Genomic DNA, 15608 nt, shown 5'->3' on the forward strand with positions numbered 1-15608 from the left:
AGGCCGAAACATGCTGTGAGCGGAGAAAAGGCGTGACGATCCCCTACCCCACCAGCCAGTCCGTGCAAGCGATCGCCCCGGTGACCCCGCCGTCCGGCGCGCCGCGACCGAGGTTGACCTTCCTCGGCACGGGCTACCTCGGCGCCACCTACGCGATCTGCTTCGCGGAGCTGGGCTACGAGGTGGTGGGCTTCGATGTGGACGAGGCCAAGATCGCAAAGCTGTCCGCCGGTTCGGTGCCGTTCCACGAGCCCGGCCTGGACGAGCTGCTGCGTCGCAACCTCGCCTCCGGCCGACTGCGGTTCACCACCGACTACGCCGAGACGGCCGAGCACGGTGACGTGCACTTCATCTGCGTGGGCACCCCGCAGCGCGCCGACGGAATGGGCGCGGACCTCTCCTATGTCGAGGCCGCCGTGACCGGCCTCGCGCAGCACATGTCCCGCAAGGCGCTGATCGTGGGCAAGTCCACGGTCCCGGTCGGCACCGCCGAGTGGATCGAGCAGCTGGTCGGCAAGCACGCCGACCCGGACCTCGGCATCGAGGTCGCCTGGAGCCCCGAGTTCCTCCAGGAGGGCTTCGCGGTCGAGGACGTGCTCCGCCCGAACCGCATCGTGGTCGGCGTCAAGACCGACTGGGCGAACAGCATGCTCTTCGCCGCGCACAAGGGCGTCTTCGACCTGGCCGCCACGGAGGACCGCGAGGTTCCGATGGTGGTCACCGACTTCGCCACCGCCGAGCTGGTCAAGGTCGCGGCGAACGCGTTCCTGGCCACCAAGATCTCGTTCATCAACGCGATGGCCGAGGTCTGCGAGGTCGCCGGCGGCGACGTCACCCAGCTCTCCAAGGCGATCGGGTACGACCCGCGCATCGGCAACCGCTTCCTCCAGGCCGGCGTCGGCTTCGGCGGCGGCTGCCTGCCGAAGGACATCCGCGCGTTCCAGGCGCGGGCGCAGGAGCTGGGCGCCGGCGAGGCGCTGCGCTTCCTGCACGAGGTCGACCTGATCAACCTGCGCCGCCGCACCAAGGTGCTGCAGGTCGCGGCCGACCTGCTCGGCCGCCGCTTCGGCCCGGCCGGCCCGGACCTGTCCGGCACCAAGATCGCGGTGCTCGGCGCCACGTTCAAGCCGAACTCGGACGACGTACGCGACGCTCCGGCGCTCGCGGTCGCGGCGCTGCTGCGCAAGGCTGGCGCGGACGTGCACACGTACGACCCGCAGGGCAACGAGAACGCCGCCCGCGCGCTGCCCACGGTCACCTACGAGGACAGCATGACCGCGGCGGTGCAGGACGCGGACCTGGTCTGCGTGCTGACCGAGTGGGCCGAGTTCCGCAACGCCGACCCGGTCGCGCTCGGCGAGATCGCCCGGGGCAAGAAGGTCATCGACGGCCGGAACTGCCTGGACAGCACGGTGTGGACCGCGGCCGGCTGGGAGTACCGGGGCATGGGCCGCCCGTAACGCGCGTCACGATTCACCACCGGACGGCCGGGGTTCCGCGAGGACCCCGGCCGTTTCCGTGCCCGCCCGCGTGGAAATAGATCGCCGGGGCTACCCAACCGCAGGGTCGTTTCGGCATGCTTCCTATGAGGGCGATCGCGGAAGTGAACGTGGAGGGTGACGCATGGCAACCTATCCCTGCGCTTCCTGCGGCCGGCAGATCAACCCGGCGGTGCGCTGCCCCTACTGCGGGCACATCAACACGTTCCAGGAGGAGATCGCCCGGATAGACGCCGCCATGGCGGAGCTGAAGCAGCGCGACATGAAGCTCGCCAAGGAGCGCGCGCAACTCGCCGCGGATCTGAACACCGCCATGTTCCAGCGGGACACGCTGCGCGCCGCCAACACGGTCCGGGAGAAGGCGCAGGAGAAGGCGCGCGGGCAGAGCCGCCGCACCCGGCGCCGCACGGTCCGGCCCGCCGCGTCGCCCATGGCGGGCGCGCGCACCGCGGTGATGGACGAGCCTCCGCCTCCGCCGCCGCCCGGCAGCCGCCCCCGGGTCGTACCGCTGGACGAGGAGCCGATGCCGGAGCACGCGGAGACCTCGTCCCGCTCCGTGCAGAACCTCATCCTGGGCCTCGCCTGGCTGGTGCTCGGCACGGCGGCCGTGGTGTTCGTCGCGGTCGCGATCGGCAACGTCGACTCCGTCGCGCGGGTGGCGATCCTGCTGCTCGCGGCGCTGGCCATGCTCGCGCTCGCGCCGGTGGTGGAACGGCGCGGCCTCAGCTCCACCGCCGAGACGATCTCCGCGATCGGCATCGTGCTGGTTCCGCTGGGCGGCTACGCCATCCACGAGGTGCAGGCGCTCGGCGGCAGCACGGTGGCCGACGAGTTCTTCCTGGGCGTGACGTTCGCGGTCACCGCCGGCGTCGCCGCGGCGTACGCGGGCATGACCGCGCTGGCCACCCCGCGGTACGCGATGGTGCTCGCGCTCCAGCCGGTGCTGCCGCTGCTGCTGTCCCAGACCGCCGGCAACAGCGCCACCGCCTGGGCGCTGGTCTTCACGCTGGTCGCGCTGCTCGACCTCGCGCTCACCCGGGTGCTGCTCCGGTTCGGCACGCTGGCCCCGAGCTGGCCGCGCGGCCGCACGGTCACGGTGCCGCCGCCGCGCCGGCCGGGCGCGCGGCCCGAGGGCGACGAGGAGGAGCCGGACGCGGTCCTGACCGCGGAGACGGAGCGGATGCCGCGCACCGCGCCGCCGTCCGCCCGCTACCTGACGGAGCTGATCTGGGCGCTGTTCGGCGTGGCGGTGGTGGTCGCGGTCCTGTTCGCCACCGTCGCGGTGCTCCGGGCGGACACCGCGCCCGCGGCGTACCGCTCGGCCCTGGTGCTGTTGCTCTCCGCCGGTGCCGGGCTGGCCGGCGCGATGCTGCTGCGCCGCCCCGGTCTGCGCGATCTGGCCGCCGGCGCGATGACGCTCGCGGTGATCGGCGCGATCGCGCGGATCGCGGCGGTCGCGGTGCCCGGGCGCGCGCTCGTCGCCATCGCGGCCGCGGTCGCGCTGACCGGCGTCGGCGTCCGGATGCTCCCGGCCCACCTGCGCCGCGGCCCGCAGTTGGCGTCCGCGGTGGCGCTGACCGTGCTCACACTGGTGGTGGCGATCGCCGCGATCCCGGCCGCGGTCGCGCCGGTCCGCGCCGCGCTGCCGCCGTGGGCCACGGACCTGACGACGTACGCGGCGCGGCTGACCGACCTGGCCGGCAATCCGGACTGGCAGCTCGCGCTGAGCGCGCTGTTCATCACGATCGCGGCCGCGCTGGCGCTGCCCGCGGAGGTCCGCTACGAGAGCGCGGTCGCCGGTGTGGCCGTGACCGCGCTGACCGTGCCCGCGTCGCTGGAACTGCCCTGGTCGGAGGCACCCTGGCCGCTGGTGGTCGGCGCCATCGGCATCGGCCTGGCCGGGCTCGCCGCGCGCACCCGCAACGGCGCGTACGCGCACGTCATCGCGGCGGCCGTGGTCGGCATCGCCGGTGCGGGCGCCGCCGTGTCCCGCCCGTGGCTGACCGCGGCCGTGCTCACCGCGCTGGCCGGCGCGGGCGTCATGATCGCGGTCGGCTCGCAGCTCATCCCGCGCGAGCGCCTCTTCGCCTGGGTGATCGGCGACTGGGCCAAGGGCGGCGCCGCGTTCGCGTTCCCCGGCGCGGTCGCCGCCGCGGTGGCCGCGGTCTCCGTGCCCGAGGACCCGGACGCCGCGCTGCCGATCCTGGCCGCCAGCTTTCTCGCCGTGTCGATGACGCTCGGCTACGCCGCGGTCAACCAGGTGGCGCAGCGCGCGATCAGCCTGCCGGTCACGGTCGGCGCCGGGCTCGGCGCGCTCGCGGTCGCTGCCGCGTCGTTCGGCGCCAACGGCGCCTCGGCCGCGGACATGCTGGTCGGCGCGCTGCTGCTGGTCGCGGCCGTGCTGCTGTTCCTCACCCCGCAGATAGACTCCAACCGCCGGTCGGACATGGTCCTGGACGGCGCGGACGTCGCCGCGGCCGCCGCGACCGTCGCGGTCATCGGCGCGCTCGCCCGGGTCGGCGCGATCGCGTTCCCGGACTCGCAGCTCGCGGTCGCCGCGCTGATGGTGCTGATCGTCGCGGCCGGCGCCTGGCTGCTGCCGGCCGACTGGCGGCGCGGCCCCACCGCCGGCGTCACGGTGGCCGGCGCGGTCGTGGCCGCGATCGCCGGATACCTGGCGATCGGCGCCGGCCTGCGCGCGTTGGCGATCTCCGGCTCGCTCTGGGACGCGGACCTGACCACGTGGACCACCTCGCCCTCCACCGGCGGCGCCGAGGTGCCGATCGCGCTGCTCATGCTGGCGGGCGCGGCGGCGCTCGCGCTCAACCGGCCGCTGGCCTACAACGCGGCCGCCGGGTGCGTCGCGCTGGCCACCGTCTCCGCGCCGGCCGCGCTCGGCTGGCCCTGGTGGTCGCCGATCGTGGTCGGCGGGCTGGTCGCGCTGATCTACGGCGTGGCGGCCGTGCTGACCACGGTGCCGTCCGCCGGGTACGCCCGGTTCACCGCCGCGATCGTGGTCGCGCTGCACGCGGCCGCCGCCAGCGTGGTGCGCCCGTGGACCACCGCCGCCGCGCTTGCCATGATCGCCGCGATCGGCGTGCTGGTCGCCACGCTCGCCGGTGACCAGGGCCCGCTCGCCCGGCGGGTACGGGCCGCGCGCGCCACGGTCGGCGACCTGGAGGCCGGGCGGATCGACCTGCCACGGCACCTGCCACTGATCGGCGGCGCCGGGGCCGGGGCCGCGCTGCTGGCCGCGCCGGGTGTGTTCGCCTCGTTCGCCGCGCACCTCGGCCGTGACGTGGACGTGGTGCTGCTCTCCGCGCTGGCCGGGTCCGCGCTCGGGCTCGCGGTGCTGGCCACGATCGGGCGCGACATCCCGCAGTACCTGCCGTACACCACGATCGGCCTCACCGGCGGCGCCACGATCACGGCGCTGGCCTCGCTGCCGACCGACCACCCGGCCGCGCTCTACGCCGCCGCGGCGGCACTGCTCGGCGTGCTGGCGGAGCTGCTGCGCGGCGGCACCAACCCGCCCGCGCGGGTGGTCACCACGGCACAGCGGTGGTCGCCCAGCGCCAGCGGCCGGTTCCAGGACATCTTCGCCCGGGCGATGACCGTGAGCCGCCGGTGGACGGTCAGCCCGGCGATGGGCGCGCTCTACGCGGGCGCGCTGCCGGCGATCATCGCGGTGGTGCTGATCCTGCCGTACCTGATGGCCGCGCTGGTCACGCCGTACCAGCAGCTCCAGTCGATCTGGGGCGGCCCGGTCGCCGCACTGCTCGACCCGCTGCCGGACCGGCCGCTGGACGCCACCAGCGTGCTGGCCGCGCTGCTGCTCACCGGCGTCGCCACGCTCGCCGCGCTGGGCTTCAGCGGCGACCGGCCGCTGCTGTCCGTACCCGTGATCCTGCCCGGCCTGGCCGCGACGATCCTCATCGCGCCGGTCGCGCTGGACTACAACTGGCCGACCGCGACCACGGCCGCGCTGGCGGTCTTCACCATCTCCATGCTCGGCCTGGCGCTCACGCCCACGCTCTACACGGCCGCGGCGCGTCCGCTGCGCGCGTCCCGCATCCTGGTGTTCGTCATCGGCATGCTGGCCGGCGGCGCCGGGCTGGCCGGCGCGCTCGCCACCCGGCCGCTCACGCTGTTCACGCTGGGCGCCGCGGTCGGCGTCGGCCTGGTCGCCGCGCTCGGCGGCCGGGTGGAGATCTCCCGCATCCTCGGCTGGCTGTTCGGCGCGATCATGGCGCAGCTGTTCGTGGTGACGCTGGTGCTGACCGCGGGCCGGGACCGCTACTGGGCCGCGTTCGGCGTGCTGGCGGTCGGCGCCGCGCTGCTGATCGCCAGCGCGATGCTGCCGCGCCTGCGCGACCCGCGCGCGGTGCGGGAGGCGTACGCGGTCGAGTGGACCGGATACGCGGCCGCGGTGCTGGCGCTGGCGCTCGCCTTCGACTCCGCACCGCACGTCGCGGCGCTGCTGGCCGCCTGGGGCGCGGTGCTCGGCCTCGCGTCCAGCCGGCCGCGCGCCGAGTCCGAGCGGCGGATGCTGTTCTGGATCTCGGTCGGCCTGGAGGTCGGCGCGTGGCTGCTGCTCATGGTGGTCGCGGACGTGGCGCTCCCGGAGGCGTACACGTTGCCCTTCGCCGCGCTCGCGCTGCTCATCGGCTGGCTGGAGTCCCGCCGCCGGGAGGAGCTGAGCAGCTGGTACGCGTACGGTCCCGCGCTGATCGCCGCGTTCCTGCCCACGCTGGTGCTGGTCATCTCCCGGGAGACGACCGGCGTCCGGCAGATCGCGCTGCTCATCGGCGCGCTGGTCTGCCTGGTCGTCGGCTCCCGCTACCAGCAGCAGGCGCCGCTGATCATCGGCGCGGTGGTCACCACCATCGCCACGCTGCACTTCGTCATCACGCTGGTGAGCGCCTGGCTGGTACTGGTGCCGGTCGGGCTTCTGCTGCTCATCCTCGGCGCCACGAACGAGAACCGGCGCCGGGCCATGGCCTTCCGCGGCAACCTCGGCCGCATGCGGTAGGCGTTCCCGCATCCGCTTCCGGTTCCGCGGTGGGACGGTCCGGACTGGTCGCTTTCGGCGCGGGCTGGTCTCGATAGGGGAAACGGCACCGGATCGGCGGCGCGAGGACTAGGTTCTCGGATAACTCACCGGCTCTCCGGCGCGAGGGGACGAGGCGCGATGCTCGAGCAGACCAGCGTGGATCACGATCTCGACGTGCGCGCGGAGCGCTACGTCCAGCAGCGGGGCGCCGCCGCGTCCGACGCCGAGCGGCGCCGGCTCCGCGAGGAGTTCATCCGCGACGCGCTCCCGTTCGCCGGTCGCCTGGCCGGCCGCTACTACGGCCGCGGCGAGCCCGCCGAGGACCTCGACCAGGTCGCCCGGATCGGCCTGGTCAAGACCGTCGACCGGTACGACGCCGACCGCGGCTCGTTCACCGCGTTCGCCGTGGTGACGATACGGGGTGAGCTGCGCCGGCACTTCCGGGACCACACCTGGGGCGTGCACGTGCCCCGCCGCCTGCAGGATCTCGGCGTCGGCCTGAATCGCGCGACCGGCACGCTGTCCACCCGGTACGCGCGCGTTCCCACGGACGAGGAACTGGCCGGTTTCCTCGGGGTCGGCGAGGCGGACGTGCGCGCCGCCCGCATGTCGCTCGCCGCGTACCTGCCGATCTCGCTCAACCGGCAGCTGACCGCGGAGGAGGAGATCGAGTTCGGCGACCTGTTCGGCGCGCCGGACCCGTCGCTGGCCGCGGTCGACGACCGGGCCGCGATGAAGCGGCTGCTGCAACGCCTGCCGCAGCGGGATCGCCGGCTGCTGGCGCTGCGCTACTGGGGCAACCTGACCCAGGCCGAGATCGCCGAGCAGTTCGGCATCTCGCAGATGCAGGTCTCCCGGCTGCTCGCCCGCGCGCTCGCCTGGCTGCGGACCGCGTTGCTCAGCGACGTCGTGCCGCCGTGGCCGGGCGCCACCGACGAGCCCGAGGCGCGGGTAGTGCTGCACAACGAGCCGGGCGGGACGCGGCACGCCTACGTGCACGGCGAGGTCGACCGGGACGGCGCGGCCGATCTCCAGGCCCGGCTGCTGTCCGCGCTCTGCGCCGGGCACCCGCGCCGGCTGGTGGTGGACCTGTGCGGCGTGCCGTCGATGGACGCGGCCGGCCTGCGCGCGCTGGCCGCGGTGCACACGGCCGCGCTCGGCCGGCGGGTGGAGCTGCGGGTCACCGGCGTGACGCCGCACCTGGCCCACCTGATGACCGCGACCGGCCTCGGCTTCCTGCTCCGCCCCTGAGCCCGGTCAGACGTCGGACCCGGCGTCGCCCCGGAGGGACAGCGCCGCCCAGACCACCTTGCCGTCAGCGGCCGGCATCCAGCCCCAGTGGGTCGCGGACGCGTGGATCAGCGCCAGCCCGGCACCGGGACGGAACGGCGGCCGCAGCGGCGTCGGCGGCTCCGACGAGCCGTCCCGGACCGCCACGTAGAGGAACCGCGACCGCAGCGAGACGCGCAGCGTCATCATCGTCCCGACGTGGTCGATCACGTTCGCCACCATCTCGCCCGCGATCACGGTCGCGGGCGCGACCAGGTGCGGCAGCGACCACCGGGCGCATGCGTCGGTGACCACGTCGCGCGCGTGCCGGGCCGCGCCGCGGATGGGCAGCAGGTCGTCCGCCATCATCTGCATCCCGGAGCCGCCGGCGTCGAGGAGCGCGTGCGCCTCCGCCAGATCCGCCGTGACGGACAGCTTGCCGAACCCGCCACCGGCCAGCAGTTCGGCCGTGGCCGGCGCCGAGCCGCAGAGCAGCACCGGCATGCCGGGCCAGGTCGCCGCCTGCCGGGTCACGGCGGTGAACACGCTCAGCGCGTGTGGCTCCAGCACCCGCAGGCCGGACAGGTCCACGAGCAGCGCCTCGGGCTGTTCCGCCAGGCATTTGAGCAGCGCGGTACGTAACCGGCCGGTCTCGCCCACCGACAGGTCACCGCGCAGGGTGACCACGGCACGGCTCTCGTTCGGATCGACGGTCCAGGTCAGCACAGCCGCATCCTCCGTGTGGGATCATGGCCGAGTACCCCGTCCGGTGGCGTTCAAAAGGCCCTACTCCTCCATGACGAGGATGGCACCTATCGCCGCGCCCTCGTCGAGCATGGGACTGCACGCTACCCGTACGGTGATCTGCCGTCCACGGCGATTGACGGCGTCGAGCCGTATCTCTCCCGGCTCCGCCTCCCCGCTCAGCGCCAGCCGGATCAGCGGCCGCAGCCGGTCGACCGGCAACCCGATGTCGAGGTTGAGCAGGTGCTCGCCGATCGCCTCGTCCGAGCGCAGGCCCCACAGGTTCTCCGCCTGCCGGCTCCAGGCGCGGATCTGGAGGCTCTGGTCGACCACCACGATGCCGGCGCGCAGGTGGGACAGGATCGCGTCCAGGAACGCGTTCGCCCCGTCCAGTTCCGCGCTGCTGCGCCGCAGCCGCTCGTTCGCGTTCTGCAGCTCGTCGTTGGTGGACTGGAGTTCCTCGTTCGTGGTCTCCAGCTCCTCGTTGGTGGACTGGAGCTCCTCGTTCGTGGTCTCCAACTCCTCGACCGTCGACTGGAGCTCCTCGTTCGTGGTCTCCATCTCCTCGTTGGTCGACTGGAGCTCCTCGTACGCCGTCTCCAGCTCCCGGTTGGCGGTCTCCAGATCGTCGCGGAGCTTCCGGGCCGCGGTCACGTCCTGGAACACCAGCGCCACGCCGAGCGGGTCCGCGTCCCCCTCCTGCAGCGGCGTGACCTGCACTTCCAGGTACGTCGAGTGGTGCCGCACGTCCTTGAGGTGCACGGTCCGGCGCTCCGCCAGCGCCTGCTCGATGTAGGTGCGCAACTCCACCGGGCGGTACGACACGTCCAGGTCCTGGAACGGCCGGCCCACGTCCCGGGACGACACGCCGAACAGCCGCTCGGCCTGCTGGTTGCTGAGCGCGACCAGCCCGTCCGCGGTGACCACGATCTGCGCGACCGGGCTGGCCAGCAGCGCGGCGTTGCGCATCTGCTCGACGCCGACCGGCTCGTCTCCGCGTACCGCGTTCTGCCAGGTCATGGACGTCGCCGGGTACCCGGCTCCGACCCGCGGCAGCCGACGGAAGATCCGGTGCTTGACGTCGGTCGGCAGGAACAGCGGGCTGTGGTGCCGCAGCGTCTCGGCCCGGCCGAGAAACAGCGTGCCGGTGTCCGCCAGCGCGAAGTGAAACCGGCCCAGGACCCGCGCCTGCGTCTCCGGGGTGAAGTACATCAGCGTGTTGCGGCAGGTCAGCACGTCGATCCGGGAGATCGGCGCGTCCTGCACCAGGTCGTTGCGCCCGAAGATCACCGTGCGGCGCAGGTCCGGCCGGAACTGGTAGCGCTGCCCGGCCGGCTCGAAGTACTTCGCGGCCAGATCCGGTGGCACCGCCTTGAGCGCCGCCGCGTCGTACGTCGCGTGCCGGGCCTCGTCGAGCTGCTCCTCGTCCACGTCGGTGGCGTAGATCTTCACCCGCTGACGCAGTTCGTCCGGGCCGAGCACCTCGCCGAGCAGCATCGCCAGCGTGTACGCCTCCTCACCGGAGGCGCATCCGGCGCTCCACAGGCGGATCGGCGCGCCTGACGCCTTCGACGCCACCATCGGCTCCAGCACCGTGCGGCGCAGGCTGTCCCACGCCTCCGGATCGCGGAAGAACGAGGTCACGTTGATCAGGATGGTGTTGAACAGCGCGGTGAACTCGTCCGGATGCACCTGGAGGTGATCCGCGTAATCCGCGTAGTCCGCGATCTGGAGCGTGGCCATCCGCCGGCCGACCCGGCGCACCAGGCTGGACCGCTTGTACCCGGTGAAGTCGAAGCCGCGCGCCTCCTTCAGATAGAGGAGCAGCTCCTCGAACTGTCGCTCGGCCCGGTCCATCACACGCCTCTCCACTACCCGATGCGGAGAAAGCTACCGCACGCCGGGTGATCAGCCCGCACGACGGAGTGTCTGCGAGGGGATCACGCCGTACTCCGCGCGGTAGTGGGCGGTGAACCGGCTGTGGTCCGCGAAGCCCCAGCGGCCCGCGACCGTCATGACCGTCGTGTCGCGCGGGTCCGCGGTCAGCAGTTCGCGGTGGGCGTGCGCGAGCCGGACGCGCCGGAGGTACTCGCGGGGCGTGGTGCCGAGGTGACGGCGGAAGGCCAGCTGCACGGCCCGGACCGAGACGTGCGCGGCGGCGGCGATCTCGGCCGGCGTGATGTCCCGGTGCGCGTTGTCGTCTATGAACGCGATCGCCCGGTGCAGCGACGCCGGGTGCGCGTCCCGCCGGTCCTCGATCGTGGGCTCGGCCGTCCCGTCGTTCGGGAAGACGGAGAGCGCGGTCGCCGCGAGCAGCCGGGCCATGCTGCCCGCGACCAGCGGCTCGGCGAGCGCCTCCGGCGTGCCGGTCACACAGCCGGACACGTAGTCGTAGGTAGCGCCCCACAGCGCCGCGCCCTGCGCGGGCACCCGCTCGTGGTGGAGGAACCGGACCGGCCGGTCCCCGGCGTCCGACACCTCGGCGATCAGGTCCTGGTCGAGCAGCGCCAGTTCGATGTCCACGCGCTCCAGGCGGGCCTGATGCGGCTCGCCCGGCTGGAGCACCACGAACGCCTCCCCCGGCATGCCGAAGCGCCGCGCCGAGCCCGGGGTGTCCAGCGCGATGCGCCCCTCGCCGATCCGGCCGAGGACGACCGCGCCCTGTGGCGTGCCCTCCATGTCGACGGTCATCCCGAACGTGTTGCGGTGCAGCCGCGCCGGGCCCAGCGAGTGGTGCCCGAGCCGGACGTAATGGTCGCCGTCCCCGGCCCGCATGCCCAGCTTCCCGTACGCTCGCCGCAGCGCCTCGTACGCCTCATCGGCGTCGGTGGTCTCGAACACGGTCACCATGCCAGTCTCCGGTCTCCGACACACGCCTCCCTTTATCGGTTCAACGACGCGGGCGCCCGGAGAACGCGGCCGGACCGGCCGGTATCCGATCGAGTGAGGAGGTCGGCGCTTCGTTTGCAGCACAGTGAGCGCGCGTGACGTCGCTCAGCGGGGTAGCCACGCCCGCGTGTCTTCGCCAGCATCAGAGCGTGCCCACGACACGCATCCTCACCCGTGACGGACCCGCCTGTCTGGAGGCGGTCGGCGAGTTCGACCGGGACAACCACCACGAGATCGCGGCCGCGGTGCGCCACGCGATCTCGCGCGGCCACCCGCACATCACGCTCGACCTGCGCGGCGTCACGTACCTCGACGCCAGCGCGGTCCGCACGCTGATGGCCTGCCGCTACCTGGCACTGGCGCACGGTGGCGGCCTGCGCGTGCTGCACGCGAACGGCGTGGTCGCGTTCGTCCTGGACGCCACCGGCGCGGGGGCGGCGCTGTCCTGGAACGGCTAGCCGAGCGAGGCGCGCAGCTTCGCGTCCTTCTCCGCGACCATGGCCTCCAGGCCGGCCTGGAACTCGGTCACCTTCGCCCGCAGCGCCGCGTCGGAGGCGGCCAGGATGCGCACCGCGAGCAGGCCCGCGTTGCGCGCACCGGCGATGGAGACGGTGGCGACCGGGATGCCGGCCGGCATCTGCACGATCGACATCAGCGAGTCCATGCCGTCCAGGTACTTCAGCGGCACCGGCACGCCGATCACCGGCAGCGGTGTGGCGGAGGCGACCATGCCGGGCAGGTGGGCGGCGCCGCCCGCGCCCGCGATGATCACCTTGAGGCCGCGGGCGTCCGCGCCGGTCGCGTAGTCGAGCATGCCCTGCGGCGTGCGGTGCGCGGAGATCACCCGGACCTCGTGCGCGACGCCGAACTCGTCCAGCGCCTCGGCCGCCGCCCGCATGGTCGGCCAGTCCGAGTCCGAACCCATGATCACGCCAACGGAAACCGTCACCACTGTCCCTCTCGAAGCCACCGCGCGGCGCGCACCGCGCGCGCCCGTACCGTTGCCAGGTCGTCGCCGAGCGCGGTGACGTGCCCGATCTTGCGACCGGGGCGGACCTGCTTGCCGTACAGGTGGACCTTGATCCCCGGGTCCTCCGCGAACAGGTGGTGGAGCCGCTCGTCGATGCTCATGCCGCCGGGCTCGCCACCGAGCAGGTTCGCCATCACCACGACCGGCGCGGCCAGGCTCGTCTCGCCCAGCGGGTAGTCCAGCACCGCGCGCAGGTGCTGCTCGAACTGCGACGTGCGCGCGCCCTCGATGGTCCAGTGCCCGGAGTTGTGCGGGCGCATGGCCAGCTCGTTGACCAGCAGCCCGTCCTCGGTCTGGAACAGCTCGACCGCGAGCAGGCCGACCACGCCGAGCTGCTTCGCCACACCGATCGCCAGCTCCTGCGCGGTGACGGCCAGTTCCTCCGGGAGGTCCGGCGCGGGCGCCAGCACCTCCACGCAGATGCCGTCCCGCTGCACGGTCTCGACCACCGGGTACGCCGCGACCTGCCCGAACGGTGAGCGCGCGACCTGCACCGCCAGCTCCCGGACCAGCCGCACCCGCTCCTCGACGATCAGCGGCGTGCCGGTCGCCACCAGCGCGGCCGCCTCGTCCGCGTCCGCCAGCGGGAACACGCCCCGGCCGTCGTACCCGCCGCGGGTCGCCTTCGCGATGACCGGCCAGCCCACCTCGTCGCCGAACGCCACGAGATCATCAAGGCCCTCGACGGTACGCCAGCGCGGTGCCGGGAAGCCCAGCTCGGTCAGGCGCGTGCGCATCAGCAGCTTGTCCTGCGCGAACTGCAGCGCGTCCGCGCCCGGGTGCACCGTGAAGCCCTCGGCGGCCAGCGCCTGGATGTGCGCGGACGGCACGTGCTCGTGGTCGAACGTGACCACGTCGCACGACTTCGCGAACTCGCGCAGCGCGTCCAGGTCGGTGTGCTCACCGATCTGGACGTCCGCGGCGACCAGCGCGGCGCCGTCGTCGGGGGACTGGGCCAGCACGCGCAGTGACTGACCGAGGGCGATCGCGGCCTGGTGGGTCATCCGGGCCAGCTGGCCCCCGCCCACCATGCCGACAACGGGCAGACCGGTTCGGGTATCCATCTCGCCGATCAGCCTAGCGTGGCGGCCAGCTCCTGCTCCGAGGTGACCGGGCGGTCGCAGACGAAGCCGCGGCACACGTACGCGGTGGATCTTCCGTCGATCATCGGCCGGTCCGCGAGCAGCGGCACGCCCGGCGCGTCCGGCGCTCCCGCGATCACGACGGCGCCGGGCGGGGCGAGCCGGATCGCGGCCGCCACCAGCGGGTCGGTCTCCGGCGCGGCGGTGACGATCGCGATCTCGTACGGCCCGGAGATCAGCGCCTCCGCCGCGGCCAGCGAGTAACCGGTGAACCGCGGGTGCCGGTCCGCGATCGGCGCGATGGTGCGCAGCGCCGCCTCGGCCGCGTCCCGGTAGCGCGTCTCGCCGGTCAGCGCGGCGTACGCGATCAGCGCGTTCGCCATCGAGGAGAGGCCGGACGGGGTGGCGTTGTCGGTCGGGTCCGCCGGGCGGGTGACCAGCTTCTCCGCGTCGTCAGCGGTGTCGAAGAACCCGCCGGCGCCGTTGCCGAAACGCTCCAGCCCGGTGTCCAGCAGCCGCCCGGCCAGCTCCAGCCACCGGCCCTCGCCGGTCAGCTCGTGCATCGCGCAGAACGCCTCGGCCACGCAGCCGTAGTCCTCCAGCACGCCGGCCGGAGAGCCCACGGCACCGTCCCGGGAGACCCGCCGCAGCCGCCCGTCGACCAGGTGCCGGTCGGCGAGCAACTGCGCGCACCGCATCGCCGCGTCCACGCTCTCGGCCGCGGTCCCCGAGCCGGTCAGCGCCATCGCGTAGTGCGCGAGCGCGGTCACCGCGAGCCCGTTCCAGGCCGCAACCACCTTGTCGTCCCGGGCCGGCTGCGGCCGTTCCGACCGCGCCGCGAGCAGGCGCTCGCGCACATCCCGCCAGCGCGCGGTGATCGCCGGGTCCGCGTCGTCGATGTCCCGCGCCAGCACCAGCGTGCTGGTGCCGTGCTCGAACGTGCCGCCCGGCGTCACCTGGAACAGGTCCGCGGCCCACGGGCCGTCCTCGTCGCCGAGCACCTCGCGGAGCTGGTCCGGCGTCCAGGCGTAGGTCAGCCCCTCCACGCCGTCGGTGTCCGCGTCCAGCGCGGACGCCAGCCCGCCCTCCTCGGTCCGCAGATAGTGGACCAGGAACGACACGATCTCGTCCGCGACGCGCTTGGCCAGCGGGTCGCCGGTCAGCCGCCACAGCTCCGCGTAGACCCGCAGCAGCAGCGCGTTGTCGTAGAGCATCTTCTCGAAGTGCGGCACGGTCCAGTGCGCGTCCACCGAGTACCGCGCGAACCCGCCCGCGAGCTGGTCGTAGATGCCGCCCCGGGCCATCGCCTCCGCGGTGTGCCGGACGATCTCCAGCGTCCGGGCGTCGCCGGTGCGCTGCCAGTGACGCAGCAGGAACAGCAGGTTCATGTGCGGCGGGAACTTCGGCGCGCCACCGAACCCGCCGGACCGCTCGTCGTGCTCCTCCGCCAGCCGGGCCGCGGCCGCGTCCAGCAGCTCCGCGGAGATCGGCGCGGTCGGCCCGCCGGCCAGTTGCGCACCGCCGATCGCGGTCACCACGGCCGCGCCCTGCTTGACCACGTCCTCGCGCTGGGTGCGCCACGCCCGGTCCACGGACTGCAGCAGCCCGGCGAACGTGGCGCGCGGGTAGTACGTGCCGCAGAAGAACGGCTCGCCGGACGGGGTCGCGAAGACCGTCATCGGCCAGCCGCCCTGCCCGCTCATCGCCTGCGTCGCCGTCATGTAGACCGCGTCGACGTCCGGCCGCTCCTCCCGGTCGACCTTGATCGCCACGAACCCCTGGTTGACCAGATGCGCGATCGCCTCGTCCTCGAACGACTCGTGCGCCATCACGTGACACCAGTGGCAGGCCGCGTACCCGACGGAGATCAGCACCGGCACGTCGCGCCGCCGCGCCTCCGCGAACGCCTCCTCGCCCCACGGCCACCAGTCGACCGGGTTGTCCTTGTGCTGGAGCAGGTAGGGAGAGGTGGCGTCCGCGAGCCGATTCATACCCTCACCCTTCCACACCGCCGGGTCATCAAACCCCGGACCATCCGCGGG

The 15608-nt window shown here is 73.5% G+C and carries 10 protein-coding genes; 4 read left to right on the forward strand and 6 right to left on the reverse strand.

Features of this window, described 5'->3' with window-relative positions; all coding sequences use genetic code 11:
* The first annotated feature begins 32 nt into the window (after nucleotides 1-32).
* The 3 genes from J2S41_RS30120 to J2S41_RS30130 all read left to right on the forward strand — a co-directional run bounded on the left by J2S41_RS30120 (nucleotide 33) and on the right by J2S41_RS30130 (nucleotide 7803).
* Nucleotides 33-1460, forward strand: a complete 1428-nt coding sequence (locus J2S41_RS30120) for a UDP-glucose dehydrogenase family protein (protein WP_310372703.1) — start codon at nucleotides 33-35, stop codon at nucleotides 1458-1460.
* Between the two features lie 163 nt (nucleotides 1461-1623).
* The gene (locus J2S41_RS30125) at nucleotides 1624-6531 is read left to right on the forward strand and encodes an SCO7613 C-terminal domain-containing membrane protein (RefSeq protein WP_310372704.1); all 4908 of its coding nucleotides are present in this window, start codon (nucleotides 1624-1626) and stop codon (nucleotides 6529-6531) included.
* Between the two features lie 159 nt (nucleotides 6532-6690).
* The gene (locus tag J2S41_RS30130) at nucleotides 6691-7803 is read left to right on the forward strand and encodes a sigma-70 family RNA polymerase sigma factor (protein WP_310372708.1); all 1113 of its coding nucleotides are present in this window, start codon (nucleotides 6691-6693) and stop codon (nucleotides 7801-7803) included.
* 6 nt (nucleotides 7804-7809) lie between these two features.
* On the opposite strand, the gene J2S41_RS30135 is transcribed toward J2S41_RS30130, so the two are convergent.
* Genes J2S41_RS30135 through J2S41_RS30145 form a run of 3 tightly spaced genes read right to left on the reverse strand, consistent with a single transcriptional unit; the run spans nucleotide 7810 to nucleotide 11415 of the window.
* Entirely contained in the window at nucleotides 7810-8547 is a 738-nt protein-coding gene (locus J2S41_RS30135) for an STAS domain-containing protein (RefSeq protein ID WP_310372709.1), read from the reverse strand.
* Between the two features lie 60 nt (nucleotides 8548-8607).
* Nucleotides 8608-10437, reverse strand: coding sequence for a CheR family methyltransferase (locus J2S41_RS30140; RefSeq protein ID WP_310372711.1), 1830 nt, complete (start codon nucleotides 10435-10437; stop codon nucleotides 8608-8610).
* A 36-nt stretch (nucleotides 10438-10473) separates the two neighbouring features.
* A complete protein-coding gene (locus tag J2S41_RS30145) occupies nucleotides 10474-11415 on the reverse strand; it encodes a helix-turn-helix transcriptional regulator (RefSeq protein WP_310372712.1) in 942 nt (313 codons plus the stop codon).
* Nucleotides 11416-11603: 188 nt separating this feature from the next.
* Between J2S41_RS30145 and J2S41_RS30150 the strand changes: the two genes are divergently transcribed.
* A complete protein-coding gene (locus J2S41_RS30150; RefSeq protein ID WP_310372713.1) occupies nucleotides 11604-11912 on the forward strand; it encodes an STAS domain-containing protein in 309 nt (102 codons plus the stop codon).
* Here the strand turns inward: J2S41_RS30150 and purE are convergent.
* Genes purE through J2S41_RS30165 form a run of 3 tightly spaced genes read right to left on the reverse strand, consistent with a single transcriptional unit; the run spans nucleotide 11909 to nucleotide 15557 of the window.
* A complete protein-coding gene (gene purE, locus J2S41_RS30155; RefSeq protein WP_310376598.1) occupies nucleotides 11909-12379 on the reverse strand; it encodes a 5-(carboxyamino)imidazole ribonucleotide mutase in 471 nt (156 codons plus the stop codon). The two genes, J2S41_RS30150 and purE, sit on opposite strands and share 4 nt — an antisense overlap.
* A gap of 20 nt (nucleotides 12380-12399) precedes the next feature.
* Nucleotides 12400-13548, reverse strand: a complete 1149-nt coding sequence (locus tag J2S41_RS30160) for a 5-(carboxyamino)imidazole ribonucleotide synthase (protein WP_310372723.1) — start codon at nucleotides 13546-13548, stop codon at nucleotides 12400-12402.
* A gap of 8 nt (nucleotides 13549-13556) precedes the next feature.
* Nucleotides 13557-15557, reverse strand: coding sequence for a thioredoxin domain-containing protein (locus tag J2S41_RS30165; RefSeq protein WP_310372725.1), 2001 nt, complete (start codon nucleotides 15555-15557; stop codon nucleotides 13557-13559).
* Nucleotides 15558-15608: the final 51 nt, after the last annotated feature.

Origin of the sequence: Catenuloplanes atrovinosus (genome assembly GCF_031458235.1) — a bacterium.
GTDB lineage: Bacteria > Actinomycetota > Actinomycetes > Mycobacteriales > Micromonosporaceae > Catenuloplanes > Catenuloplanes atrovinosus.